This is a genomic window from Aeromonas molluscorum (assembly GCF_051376105.1).
Lineage (GTDB): Bacteria > Pseudomonadota > Gammaproteobacteria > Enterobacterales > Aeromonadaceae > Aeromonas > Aeromonas molluscorum.
The window spans coordinates 1,389,824-1,402,532 of the sequence record NZ_JBPQCY010000002.1; the positions used below are offsets into that span (position 1 = coordinate 1,389,824).

Consider the following 12,709-nt stretch of genomic DNA (forward strand, 5'->3'; position numbering starts at 1 on the left):
TGTTTATCCCCCTGGTGGTATATCGCTAACCTTGTTGAGTCCGCAAAATAGGCCCACTATTAGAATAGGTATTACAGATACCATTCTTGATTTAGCCTGTTCAGGCCAGGTTTTCCGGGGTTCACAAGGAGTGGATATGTCCGATGAGGTCAAGCTGTCACGCCGACACCTGCTGCGCGGTCGCTTCAAGGCGGTGACACCTGCTGCCCAGTTGCCCTGGTCACTGCCCTGGCCCGCCTTTGTCGCCGATTGTAGTCGTTGTGGCGATTGCCTCACCGCTTGTCCCGAACAGATCATCATCAAAGGGGATGGCGGCTTTCCTGAACTCGACTTTACTCGTGGTGAATGCAGCTTCTGTGGCGACTGTGTGAGCGCCTGCAGTGAGCAGCTGTTTCGCCCGACGGATCAATCCCCCTGGGACTATATTGCCCAGATAGCCGATAGCTGCCTGGCCAATCAGCAGGTCTATTGCCAGCGCTGTCAGGACAGCTGCGAGGCGAGGGCGATCCGGTTTATTCCCATGCTCGGTCGGGTGCCGACCCCGAGTGTGGATGCGGCGCTTTGCACCGGGTGTGGCACCTGTGTCGCAGACTGCCCGGTCGGCAGTATCAAGGTGGCCAGCCCGGCCGCGAAGGAGCATGAATGAAACCGGATCCAGTCGATCTCTCTGCGGAGCAGGAATACCACGTCTCCAGCCTGGTGGTATTGACTCAGCCGCCATTGCGTCACCGGCTTGCCGAGCAGATTGGCGCCCTCGACGGGGCCGAGGTGCATGTGGTCAGTGAGGAGGGCAAGTTGGTTGTCACCCTGGAGGGGCCAAGTCAGCGTCCCATCATGGCGGCCATAGACGCTATCAATGGAATGCCGGGGGTACTCTCCGCAGGCCTCATCTACCATCAGTTCGATAATAACGATAAGCAATGTGAGGAAATGTCATGAAGCTGAGTCGACGCGACTTTATGAAGGCCAACGCGGTCGCAGCCGCGGCGGCCGTGGCCGGTGTCAGTGCGCCCGCCCTGGCGGCCAACCTGATCACCAGTACCGACCAGACTGCCATCAAGTGGGACAAGGCGCCCTGCCGCTTCTGCGGCACAGGGTGTTCCGTGCTGGTGGGTTCCCAGGCGGGGCGCGTAGTGGCGACTCAGGGCGATCCTGAGGCCCCGGTCAACCGCGGTCTTAACTGCATCAAGGGCTATTTCCTCTCCAAGATTATGTATGGCGAGGACAGGCTGACCCAGCCTCTGCTACGCATGACCAATGGCAAGTTTGACAAGAATGGTGAGTTCGCCCCCATCAGCTGGGATCAGGCGTTCGACATCATGGCCGAGAAATTCAAGGCGACCCTCAAAGAGAAGGGCCCGACCGCGGTTGGCATGTTTGGCTCGGGCCAATGGACCGTATGGGAAGGCTACGCAGCCGCCAAGCTGATGAAGGCGGGTTTCCGCTCCAACAATTTGGATCCTAACGCCCGTCACTGCATGGCATCGGCGGTGGTCGGTTTCATGCGTACCTTCGGCATGGATGAACCCATGGGCTGTTACGATGACATCGAACAGGCCGACGCCTTCGTGCTCTGGGGCTCCAACATGGCCGAGATGCACCCTATCCTCTGGTCACGGATCTCGGATCGCCGCCTCTCCCATCAAGAGGTGCAGGTCCATGTGCTCTCCACCTTCGAACACCGCAGCTTCGAGCTGGCCGACAACGGCATGGTGTTCACGCCCCAGACCGACCTGGCGATCCTCAACTACATCGCCAACTACATCATCCAGAATGACAAGGTGAACTGGGAGTTCGTCAACAAGCATACCCAGTTCCGCAAGGGGGTCACCGACATAGGCTACGGCTTGCGTCCGACTCATCCGACCCAGCAAAAAGCCAAGAACCCGGATAGCGGTGACTCCACCCCCATGAGTTTCGAGGACTTTGCCAAGTTCGTGGCGGATTACGACGTCGACTCTGTGGCCAAGCTTTCCGGCGTGCCCAAGGAGAAGCTGGAAAAACTGGCCCAGATCTATGCCGACCCAAGCAAGAAAGTGGTCTCTTACTGGACCATGGGCTTCAACCAGCACAGCCGTGGCGTCTGGGCCAACAACCTCTGCTACAACATTCACCTGCTGACCGGCAAGATCTCCACCCCGGGCAGTGGCCCTTTCTCTCTGACCGGCCAGCCCTCCGCCTGCGGTACGGCGCGGGAAGTGGGCACCTTCGCCCATCGTCTGCCTGCCGACATGGTGGTCACAGACCCCAAACACCGCGCCATTGCCGAGAAAATCTGGAAGCTGCCCGAAGGTACCATCCCGGAGAAAGTGGGCTATCACGCCGTGCTGCAGAGTCGCATGCTCAAGGATGGCAAGCTCAATGCCTACTGGGTGATGTGCAACAACAACATGCAGGCTGGCCCCAACATGAACGAAGAGGGGCTGCCCGGTTATCGCAACCCGGCCAACTTCATCGTGGTGTCAGATCCGTACCCGACAGTGACGGCCCAGGCCGCCGATCTCATCCTGCCCACCGCCATGTGGGTGGAGAAGGAGGGCGCCTATGGCAACGCCGAACGCCGCACCCAGTTCTGGCATCAGCAAGTCAAGGCGCCGGAAGGGGCCAAGTCGGATCTGTGGCAGCTGATGGAGTTCGCCAAGCGCTTCACCGTGGAAGAGGTCTGGCCGGCGGAGCTTATCGCCAAGCAACCCGAGCTCAAAGGCAAGACCCTCTATGAAGTGCTTTATCGCAATGGTCAGGTCGATCAGTTCCCGAAAGCGCAGAGCAAGGGGGATCTCAACGACGAGGCAGAGCACTTCGGTTTCTATGTGCAAAAGGGCCTGTTTGAAGAGTATGCCTCCTTCGGGCGCGGCCACGGTCATGACTTGGCGCCCTTTGACCGCTACCACGAAGAGCGCGGCCTGCGCTGGCCCGTGGTCGATGGCAAGGAGACCCTGTGGCGCTATCGCGAAGGCTTCGACCCTTATGTGAAGGCGGGGGAGGGGGTGAACTTCTACGGCAAGCCCGATGGTCGTGCGGTGATCTTCGCGCTGCCTTATGAAGCGGCTGCCGAGTCTCCGGACCAGGAGTTCGATCTCTGGCTCTCCACCGGCCGCGTGCTGGAACACTGGCACACCGGTACCATGACCCGCCGGGTTCCCGAGCTCTACCGCGCCTTCCCGGATGCCGTGCTCTTCATGCACCCGGAAGATGCCAAGGCTCGTGGGGTACGTCGGGGCGAGGAGGTGATCGTCTCTTCCCGCCGCGGCGAGGTGAAGACCCGGGTCGAGACCCGTGGTCGCAACCGCCCACCCAGGGGACTGGTGTTCATGCCCTTCTTCGATGCGAGCCAGCTGGTCAACAAGTTGACCCTGGATGCGACGGATCCGCTCTCCAAAGAGACGGATTACAAGAAGTGTGCGGTCAAGGTCGCCAAGGCCTGAGGCAACAGGCATTGATGAGCACCCGGTTGCCGGGTGACGCTCGCTTGCTACCCAAGGGCCTGCCCGGCGCGGGTCCTTGCGGATAATATGTTCGGAGAACAAATAATGAAGAAGCTGATTGGAGCAATGTTGGCCTGCCTGATGGCGGGGAGTCTGATGGCTGCCGAGGCACCACAGATCACCACGGATAATGGCGGCGTCAAGTCACTGCGCAACAGTGCGGATCTCGCCATCGAGGCCCCGGCCGCCCAGATGAAGAACTTTCGCAAGGATGGCGATCTCTATACCCGCCAATACATGCATCAGCCACCACTGATCCCCCATGACATCCGCAACTACGAGATAGATCAAAAGGTCAACAAGTGCCTGGCCTGCCATAGCTTCAAGAATGCCACTGCCATGAAGGCGCCCAAGATAAGTCCGACCCATTTCGAGTCGCGAGATGGTCTGACACTGGGTGAGGTCTCGCCGCGCCGCTACTTCTGCTTGCAGTGCCATGTACCGCAGACCGATGCCAAGCCACTGGTGGGCAATACCTTCAAGCCGGTCGACGCGCTGAACTGAGGAAACCATAGATGAAACGATCTGATGTTGTGCAGCGGCGATGGATCACCCTCAAGTCATTCTCGAACGACGCACTGAACTAAGGAGTTAGTAGATGAAATTACCCGGTTTTGTGCAGCGGATCTGGACCACCTTCAAGTCGCCTTCGAAGGCGGCACTCTGGGTGTTGCTGATGATGGGCTTTTTTGGCGGCGTCATCTTCTGGGGCGGCTTCAACACCGCCATGGAGGCCTCCAACACCGAGAAGTTCTGCACCGGCTGTCACGAGATGAAAGACAACGTCTTCGTCGAGTATCGTGACACCATCCACTACGCCAACCGTTCCGGTGTGCGGGCCAGTTGCCCCGATTGCCACGTTCCTCACGAGTGGACCTACAAGATCATTCGCAAGGTACAGGCATCCAAGGAGCTGTGGGGCATGTTGACCGGCAAGGTGGATACCCGCGAGAAGTTCGAATCTCACCGCCGGGAGATGGCGGAGCGGGAGTGGAAGCGGATGAAAGACACGGATTCGAGGGAGTGCCGCAACTGTCACAACTTCGAATACATGGACTTCTCATTGCAAGGACGGCGCGCGGCTCAGATGCACTCCACCAACCTGGCCAGTGGCGAGAATACCTGCGTCGATTGCCACAAGGGGATTGCGCACCAGTTGCCCGACATGAAAGGGGTCAAGGGATTCTGATCCGTACTCCCTCGCAATACAGGCCGGGTTAACCTGGCCTGTCTTGCCCAAGGTGGGCATGGCGATGAGATTCATGAGCCTATTCCCCCACACCCCGACAACTTTTGGTAGAATCCATTCCCAGTGAGGATATTGCCAATCAGATTCAAATGGCTGGCCCTGCCCCTGGCTGGCATATCGAAAGCATCCCACCCCTCTTCTCCTCGTACTCGATGATTTACAGGAATTGTTCAATGGCACCACACATCAGCGAATTCATTCCCCTCAACATTGCCGTACTGACGGTGTCCGACAGCCGCGGCGCCGCCGACGACAGCTCGGGGGATTACCTGGCATCAGCACTGACCCAAGCGGGACACAAGCTGGTGGATCGGGCGCTGTGCGCCGACAATCTGTTCCGCGTGCGGGCTCAGGTCAGCCAGTGGATCGTGGATGACAAGGTGCAGGTTGTGCTGATCAACGGTGGCACCGGCTTCAATGAGCAGAACCGGGTCCCTGAGGCGGTGGGGGTGCTGTTCGAACGCACAGTGCAAGGTTTTGGCGAGATGTTCCGTCAGCTCTCGTTTGCCGAGATCAAAGGCTCCGCCATGCAGAGCCGCGCCCTGGCCGGGCTCGCCAATCGCACCCTTATTTGCTGCTTGCCCGGATCCACCGGTGCCTGCCAACTGGGCTGGGAGAAGCTTATCCGGGATCAGCTCGATGTCCGCACCCGGCCATGCAACTTCGCGACCCAGCTGATCAGGTAGTCCGCGATACCCATTTCTTTCCGGGGCGGTGTACCGCTCCATCCGTGACGAGTAACAGCCAATGAGTTTGACCCATCTCAACCAAAGCGGCGAAGCCCACATGGTGGATGTGACCGACAAGCAGGTCACTGAACGTGAAGCCCGCGCCGAAGCATTTGTGACCATGGCCCCCGCGACTCTGGCGCTGATCCTGAGCGGTCAGCACCACAAGGGTGACGTTTTTGCCACCGCGCGCATCGCCGGCATCATGGCGGCCAAGAAGACCGCCGATCTCATTCCGCTCTGCCATCCGCTGGCGCTCACCAAGGTGGAGGTAGAGATTGTCCCCCAGCCCGAGCACAATAGGGTCCATGTTCGCACCCTCTGCAAATTGTCCGGCAAGACAGGGGTCGAGATGGAGGCGCTGACCGCCGCCTCGGTGGCTGCGCTCACCATCTATGACATGTGCAAGGCGCTGCAAAAGGACATGGTGATCGAGCAAGTCAGACTGGTTGAAAAGAGAGGCGGCAAGTCCGGCCACTTCAAGCTGGGGTCGGATGCAGGAGACAAGGCATGATCAAGGTTCTGTTTTTTGCCCAAGTCCGGGAGCTGGTGGCCTGCGATGAGCTCAGCCTGCCGTGTGACCATGCCACCGCCGATGCGCTGCGCATTGCATTGAGTGAGCGCGGCGACAAATGGGCGCTGGCATTGGAGGAGGGCAAGCTGCTGGTGGCGGTAAACCAGACGCTAGTACCGCTCACCACAGTGCTCAATGATGGCGACGAAGTGGCCTTCTTCCCCCCCGTGACCGGAGGCTGACCATGTCTCACTCTATGGATGAACCGGTGCCCCAGCCCGCCAATCGTATCCTGATACAGCGGGAGGATTTCTGTTTGGCGGACGAATATGCCCGGCTTGCCACCCGCCCCGACAGTGGCGCCATCGTCACCTTCGTTGGCAAGGTGCGCGACTTCAATCAGGGGGAGGAGGTCAAGGGACTGGCCCTCGAGCACTATCCCGGCATGACCGAGAAGGCACTGGCCGATATCGTCGCGCAGGCGCGCTGCCGCTGGCCATTGCAGGAGTGCACCCTGATCCATCGTATCGGTGAGCTGCGGCTCGGCGATCAGATCGTCTTGGTCGGGGTGAGCAGCGCCCACAGGGATGCGGCCTTCGATGCCTGCCACTTCATCATGGATTTTCTCAAAACCCGGGCGCCGTTCTGGAAGAAGGAGCTGACCGCCGAGGGGGTTCAACGCTGGGTCGAGGCCAAGGAGAGCGACAACGACGCCGCTTCCCGCTGGTAAAGCAAGTGGACGCAAGGGGAGTGCGTTCCATGACGGAATGCCCCCCATCTTTGGGGCTGGCAGAGACCGGCTCTCGGTGCAATCACAGGAGTAAGGGAATGAAACAGCTGTTATCCGTGTTGTTAGTGGGCGCGTGCGCCGGTGTGCTGCACAGCGGTGAGGTGCAGGCCGATGAGGTCAAAGTTGCCGTGGCCGCGAACTTCAAGAGCACCATCGAGCGCATAGGAAAGGACTTTACCGCCAAGACGGGTCACAGCGTCGTCATCAGCTCGGCCGCCACGGGTGTGCTCTATACCCAGATAACCCACGGAGCCCCGTTTGACCTCTTCCTCTCCGCCGATGTGGCCACCCCGGACAAGCTGGAGAAAGAGGGCAAGGGCAGTGAGCGTTTCACCTATGCCATCGGTCAACTTGGGCTCTGGCAAAAAGGTGGCCCGGCGCCTGATGAGGCTGCCTTGCGCAGCTGGAAGGGGAATCTTGCCATCGCCAACCCGCGTACCGCGCCCTACGGCGCGGCGGCCATGGCGACCCTTGAGCAGCTCAACATCGATCCCAAGCAGTACCGTCTGCTGACCGGCGCCAACATCAGCCAGACCTGGCAGTTCGTCGATACCGGCAATGCCGAGCTGGGTTTTGTGGCCTGGGCCAATCTGGTGGAAGCCGGTAAAACCGGCGAAGCCTGGGCTGTGCCAAATGCACTCTATCCTGCCATCGAACAGCAGGGATTGATCCTGAAGAAGGGAGCCGCGGTCGATGCCCTGGTGGCCTGGCTGAAGGGCCCGGGGCAGAGTGCCATCCAAGACGCGGGCTACGCCCTGCCTTGATGGCATTGTCGGGTCCACTCTTGCATGACAGCTGGCCGGCCCAGAGGGCCAACCCGCGTCACGATAAGGATGCAAAACATGCTGTTGCGCGAACCAGGCCGGAAGTCCATCCATGAGTGACGGGGATCTGCTGGCTGTCTGGCTCACCCTGAAGCTGGCCGCCTGTACCACAGGCATCTTGCTGCTGCTGTCGCCACCGCTTGCCTGGTGGCTTTCCCGCAGCCAGCATCGGCTGCGGCCGCTGGTGGAGGCACTGGTGGCATTGCCACTGGTGCTGCCGCCAACGGTACTCGGCTTCTATTTGCTGCTCGCCTTCTCGCCGCAGTACGGCCTCGGTGCCTGGTGGCGGGAGACCTTCGGGACGCCGCTGGCCTTCAGCTTCCTTGGTCTGCTGTTTGCCTCCATCCTCTATTCGCTCCCCTTCGTGGTGCAACCGCTCACCTCCGCCTTCGTCAACATGGGCAACAAGGAGCTTGAGGCGGCCGCCACTCTGGGGCTCGGCCCCCTTGAGCGCTTTTTCCACATCATATTGCCGATGACGCTGCCCAGTTTCGTGATGGCCGCGGCACTGGGCTTTGCCCATACCCTGGGGGAGTTTGGCGTGGTGCTGATGATTGGCGGCAACATACCGGGGGAGACCCAGGTCCTCTCCATCGCCCTGTTCGATCACGTGGAGACGATGGATTACCAGCATGCTCATATCCTTGCGGGGGGGTTGATGGGCTTCTCTCTCATCATGCTGGTGCTGGTCTATGGCGTATTGCAGCGTCGGCAGCGGAGACTGTTTGGATGAGTCAGCATCTAGAAAGCTATCAACGGTGGTGTGACGAGTTGTATGCCCGACCCTGCGCGCTGGCATCCTGGTTATGGGAAGCATGGCAGTATCCTCAGTGGCGGTTATGCCAATGAGCCTTCATATCAAGGCCCGTCGTGAGTTCGGGTCCTTCACCCTGGATTGCGATCTGGCTCTGCCGCTGGGGGGAATTCTGGGGCTCTTTGGCCCTTCTGGTTGTGGCAAAAGCACCCTGCTGCGCATCGTGGCCGGGCTGGATCGTGCCCCTCAGGATCGACTGCACTGGCAGGGGCAGGAGTTGGCGAGTTTGTTGCCCGAGTCACGCCGTATCGGCATGGTATTTCAGGACTCGAGACTCTTTCCCCATATGACGGTGCTGGCCAACTTGCAACTGGCGGCACGCAAGGGAAAGGGGCGCTGGCAACCCGAGGCGCTGGCTGCGCGGCTCGGTTTTAGCGAGCTGCTCGGGCAGCCAGCCCACGGGCTCTCCGGCGGCCAACGTCAGCGGGTGGCACTGGGGCGCGCCTTGCTGGCCGAACCCGGCTTGCTGCTGCTCGATGAACCCTTCTCGGCGCTGGACAGGCGCAGCCGCATTCATCAAGCCCATGTGCTCAAGGGGTTACAGCAAGAGAGTCGCATCCCCATGGTCTTCGTCAGCCACGCCATGGAGGAGGTGAGCCTGCTCTGTGATCACCTGGTGCTGCTGGCGGCGGGGCGAGTGGAAGCCCAGGGGCGGCCCGGCGAGATCTTCGCACGCACTGACTTGTCCCTTGCCAGCCGCGACGATGTGAGCGTCATGCTCGATGCCACCTTGGCCCATTATGATATTGCCGAGCAGATGGCGAGTCTGCAGCTGGGCGAGCAGTTGCTGAGGGTCACCATGGACCATGCCCCCGATGAGAGTGGCCCCTTGCAGATCAAGGTGGCGGGGCGGGATTTGGTGATCGCCACCGCGCCCATCGAACACTCCAGCCTCTCCAACTGCCTAAACACCCGTTTGCTGGCGATGCGCGAGGTGCGGCCAGGGCAGACGCTGTTGCAGTTGGCGCTGGGGGAGCAGATACTGCTGGCCCGGATCACCAGCCGCTCGGCACAGCGCTTGGGTCTGGCGGAGGGTCAGCAAATATACGCCTATATCAAGGCGGTGAGCCTGGTCGGGGAGGGGTGAAGGCTATGGGGCCTCAATGGTGCGACCAAGAGGCTGCCCTTTGGCTTTGTTGTCACCCATTTCCCCCTTGCCGCTGGCAAGGGGGGAAAGCTCGGCAACCCTTCAGGAGCGCTACCATGTCAGTTGCTCGATGGTGGGGCTGGCTTGCTCTATCCCTCCACCCATCGGGAGAGGGCTCGGGGCTTGGAACAGAGAGTTTGGGGAAAATGGATGCGTCGCAATCAAATCATGAAGTCTCAGGGGCTGGCCTGGCGTAGTGCCGGGGAGGGTCCTTTGCTGCTCTTGCTCCATGGCTTGGGGTCGTCCAGTCTGGACTGGCAGGCCCAGCTCGAGCATTTCTCCGACGATTATCGGGTGGTGGCTATTGATCTGCGTGGCCATGGCCAGAGCCTGCAAGAGGGGCCCTTTGATGTGGCGAGCCTGGCGGCGGACGTGGTGCGCTGGCTCGATGAGCAAGCCGAACCTGCCTGGATAGTGGGGCTGTCGCTCGGTGCCATGGTGGCACTGGAACTTGCCTTGCAACTGCCGGAAAAGGTGCGGGGACTGGTGTTGATCAATGGCGTTAGCGAGTTTCTGCTGGATAATCCTAAAGATCAGGATCGCCATGCTCTGCGCTTAAAATGGCTGCGCTGGTTTGGCATGCGCCCCCTCGCCTGGTGGCTGGGGCGCGAGCTGTTCCCAGGCCCGGAGCTTGCCCAGATGCGCTGTACCTTCCGGCAACGCTTCTGCCGTAATCGCAAGAAGGTCTACAAGGCCCTGCTCGGTGCCATCCCTGGCTGGTCGGTGCGGGCCAGACTCGGTGCCATCCGGCAGCCAGTGGCCATCATCTCCACGGCCCAGGATTACCTGCCATTGGCCAAGCGGGTCGAACAATTTGCCGCCCTCCCCAATGCAACAGTGCACAATCCCCATGGTCATCATGCCTGGCCTGCAGAAAATCCTTCTGCGTTCAATGATTTGCTTCAACGGATTTTAGAAAGACATTAGACTTGTCGCCTTTATAAACGTGTATGTAGTGGTTCGATCGCCTTGGCTTGCCAGAGTACAAGGCAATCGAACCATGTTGTCTGCTCTCCCCATAGGTATTCCCCATATGTCTGAAGTAATGAAGATGGCCATCGATGATGGCTCGACCAACGTCAAAGTCAGCTGGATCGACAACAAGGCGCTCAAGACCATCATCTCCCCCAACTCCTTTCGCAAGGATTGGAAAAGCGCCGCATTGCGCAAAGACAAGAAGATCTACAACTACGAGATAGGCAACACCAAATATACCTATGACGCCACCTCGGACAAGTCGCTGGCCACCACCCACGTGGAGTATCAGTACGACGACTTGAACCTGTTGTCGGTACACCATGCCTTGTTGCAGACCGGGATGGTGCCCTGTGATGTGGCCATCACCGTCACCCTGCCCATTACTGAGTTTTACCAGCCGGACGATTGTCAGCGCAACGAAGAGAAGATAGAGAAGAAGCGTCGCAATTTGCTTCGGGCTATCAGCCTCAACAAGGGTGAGCTATTCAATATCGTCAGCGTCGAAGTGATGCCGGAGAGTCTGCCTGCGGCCCTATCCCGCCTGATAGGTTCCGGTTGCAACGAGTTCACCAAGACCCTGGTGATCGACTGTGGCGGCACTACCCTGGACATGGGGATTATCGTTGGTGAGTTTGATGATGTCTCCGATGTGTATGGTAACAATGAGATTGGCGTTTCCATGGTAACGGATGCAGTGCGCAAGGCACTGGCCGCCGCCGACAGCGACTCCAGCTATCTGGTGGCCAACGAGTTCATCAAGCGCCGTGGTGATGCCAACTTCGTGCGTGATGTGGTCAACGACGAAGCCCAGATCCCCAAGATCCTGGAAAAAATGCAGAATAAGATAGATGAGCTGGGTAGCCAGGTCGCCCACGAGGCCAAGAAGTTCGCCAAGAATCCGAACCGGGTCTATCTGGTTGGTGGCGGTGCCTCCCTCATTCACGAAGCTATCAAGCAGGCCTACCCAACCCTGGGCGACAGAGTCGAGTTACTGGATGATGCGCAGTCTGCTCTGGCCCGGGAGATCTGCCTCTACACCACGGAAGAGGAGGAGGTGTACCGGGAAGCGGCCATGATGGCCGAGGTGGCTGATGAGTAGTCAACTCAAGCGCATGACCTTCTCCATCTACATGGATCCGGGTGCGCTGGAGTCTGATCGCTATGCGGTCGGGGTGCTGCAGAACTGGTATCAACGGGCGCGCAAGATCCAGGATGGTGCTGATGAGTTCGACTTCTCCAAGAGTCGTTTCCACAAGGATATCTACCTCTCTGGCATGTTCATGTATGTACTTGCCCCCAATTTGTGCAAGGTGATCGCCAATGCCCTTGGACCCGAGCAGGTCAGTATGACCACCTTGCGTCATGCCTTTGCCAGCTGTGGTTTCAATTTGGGGGAGGATGTGCCCACGATGACGGATGCCATGCTCGATCAGATTGCTGCCAGGCTCGTACCCCTCTCTGGGCAGGGTGATACCGCTGCGCTGGTGGATGAGATAGTTCAACGTCTGGGCCTGCCTGCAGCGATACCGACTCAGGACAATCTGGTAGATGAGATTGTGAGCCGGCTCAGCGAGCAGCAACCAACGGAGCTGTGGGACGAACTCAGGCAGGGGCTGCCGACCGCCCTGGATCATGATCAATTGGCCGATGCGATAGCAGGCCGGTTACCTGTACAAGGGGCTGAGCAGGATCTGGCACCGCTACAGGCCAGCATGGAACGACTTACTCGGCAGCTGGATGAGCAATCCAGACTGATACGCGAACAGTCTCGTCTGATCCAACGGCTGGCTAGTGCACCTAGCCGTCACGTCGCGGCAGGAGTGGAGGCTGCCCCCCTGCTCGAGGATCTCTCGAGCCAAGTCGCCAATATGAAGAAAGTGAAGGCCAAGGGGCTCTTCTAAGCCGTCTTGCGTCTTGACGGCACTCATGCCAATAAGCCGAGCCTTACAGGTTCGGCTTTTTTATACCTGTCAATTTTTGCAGTGGGACCCATCAGGTGGGTGGGGGCGGTCTCTCGTAAAATTATCTATCAGCATAATCACCGCACTAAATCTGTCTGCAATGAAAGGTTCACAGAGGTTGGATACTGATGAGCCAGCATGCTGATATGGCAATGTCTGTCTGTTGATGAGATATTCAGGTCATGGTGCGACCTGCCGTGGCCAGATGAAATATGGTTT

General features: G+C 59.3%; 15 protein-coding genes. All 15 read left to right on the top strand.

The window, feature by feature from the left end; translation table 11 throughout:
- The first annotated feature begins 136 nt into the window (after nucleotides 1–136).
- Complete coding sequence (napF, locus tag ACSMDR_RS17030) at nucleotides 137–646, top strand: ferredoxin-type protein NapF (protein WP_005900398.1); 510 nt, start codon at nucleotides 137–139, stop codon at nucleotides 644–646.
- Complete coding sequence (locus ACSMDR_RS17035) at nucleotides 643–939, top strand: chaperone NapD (RefSeq protein ID WP_436469002.1); 297 nt, start codon at nucleotides 643–645, stop codon at nucleotides 937–939. The genes napF and ACSMDR_RS17035 overlap by 4 nt, the downstream gene beginning before the upstream one ends.
- Complete coding sequence (gene napA / locus ACSMDR_RS17040) at nucleotides 936–3,425, top strand: nitrate reductase catalytic subunit NapA (RefSeq protein WP_436469003.1); 2,490 nt, start codon at nucleotides 936–938, stop codon at nucleotides 3,423–3,425. The genes ACSMDR_RS17035 and napA overlap by 4 nt, the downstream gene beginning before the upstream one ends.
- Nucleotides 3,426–3,530: 105 nt before the next feature.
- Complete coding sequence (locus tag ACSMDR_RS17045) at nucleotides 3,531–3,989, top strand: nitrate reductase cytochrome c-type subunit (RefSeq protein WP_040319107.1); 459 nt, start codon at nucleotides 3,531–3,533, stop codon at nucleotides 3,987–3,989.
- A gap of 94 nt (nucleotides 3,990–4,083) precedes the next feature.
- Nucleotides 4,084–4,674 (top strand): cytochrome c3 family protein, encoded by a 591-nt coding sequence (locus ACSMDR_RS17050; protein WP_005900403.1) that lies wholly within the window; start codon nucleotides 4,084–4,086, stop codon nucleotides 4,672–4,674.
- A 233-nt stretch (nucleotides 4,675–4,907) separates the two neighbouring features.
- Nucleotides 4,908–5,420, top strand: coding sequence for a molybdenum cofactor biosynthesis protein B (moaB, locus tag ACSMDR_RS17055; RefSeq protein ID WP_436469004.1), 513 nt, complete (start codon nucleotides 4,908–4,910; stop codon nucleotides 5,418–5,420).
- Nucleotides 5,421–5,481: 61 nt separating this feature from the next.
- Entirely contained in the window at nucleotides 5,482–5,976 is a 495-nt protein-coding gene (moaC, locus tag ACSMDR_RS17060; protein ID WP_436469005.1) for a cyclic pyranopterin monophosphate synthase MoaC, read from the top strand.
- On the top strand, nucleotides 5,973–6,218 hold the full coding sequence (gene moaD / locus ACSMDR_RS17065; protein ID WP_005900408.1) for a molybdopterin synthase sulfur carrier subunit: 246 nt from the start codon (nucleotides 5,973–5,975) through the stop codon (nucleotides 6,216–6,218). The genes moaC and moaD overlap by 4 nt, the downstream gene beginning before the upstream one ends.
- A gap of 14 nt (nucleotides 6,219–6,232) precedes the next feature.
- Nucleotides 6,233–6,706 carry a molybdopterin synthase catalytic subunit MoaE gene (moaE, locus tag ACSMDR_RS17070; protein WP_436469347.1) on the top strand — a complete coding sequence of 158 codons (474 nt, stop codon included), beginning with the start codon at nucleotides 6,233–6,235 and terminating at the stop codon, nucleotides 6,704–6,706.
- A 98-nt stretch (nucleotides 6,707–6,804) separates the two neighbouring features.
- Nucleotides 6,805–7,530 carry a molybdate ABC transporter substrate-binding protein gene (gene modA / locus ACSMDR_RS17075; RefSeq protein ID WP_436469006.1) on the top strand — a complete coding sequence of 242 codons (726 nt, stop codon included), beginning with the start codon at nucleotides 6,805–6,807 and terminating at the stop codon, nucleotides 7,528–7,530.
- A 112-nt stretch (nucleotides 7,531–7,642) separates the two neighbouring features.
- Nucleotides 7,643–8,323 (top strand): molybdate ABC transporter permease subunit, encoded by a 681-nt coding sequence (modB, locus tag ACSMDR_RS17080; RefSeq protein WP_436469007.1) that lies wholly within the window; start codon nucleotides 7,643–7,645, stop codon nucleotides 8,321–8,323.
- Nucleotides 8,324–8,435: 112 nt separating this feature from the next.
- Entirely contained in the window at nucleotides 8,436–9,491 is a 1,056-nt protein-coding gene (gene modC / locus ACSMDR_RS17085) for a molybdenum ABC transporter ATP-binding protein (RefSeq protein WP_436469008.1), read from the top strand.
- 210 nt (nucleotides 9,492–9,701) lie between these two features.
- Nucleotides 9,702–10,478 (top strand): alpha/beta fold hydrolase, encoded by a 777-nt coding sequence (locus tag ACSMDR_RS17090; RefSeq protein ID WP_436469009.1) that lies wholly within the window; start codon nucleotides 9,702–9,704, stop codon nucleotides 10,476–10,478.
- Nucleotides 10,479–10,602: 124 nt separating this feature from the next.
- Nucleotides 10,603–11,628 carry a plasmid segregation protein ParM domain-containing protein gene (gene parM / locus ACSMDR_RS17095; RefSeq protein WP_436469348.1) on the top strand — a complete coding sequence of 342 codons (1,026 nt, stop codon included), beginning with the start codon at nucleotides 10,603–10,605 and terminating at the stop codon, nucleotides 11,626–11,628.
- The gene (locus ACSMDR_RS17100) at nucleotides 11,621–12,430 is read left to right on the top strand and encodes a hypothetical protein (protein WP_436469010.1); all 810 of its coding nucleotides are present in this window, start codon (nucleotides 11,621–11,623) and stop codon (nucleotides 12,428–12,430) included. Before parM ends, ACSMDR_RS17100 begins: the two co-directional genes overlap by 8 nt.
- Nucleotides 12,431–12,709 lie beyond the last annotated feature (279 nt).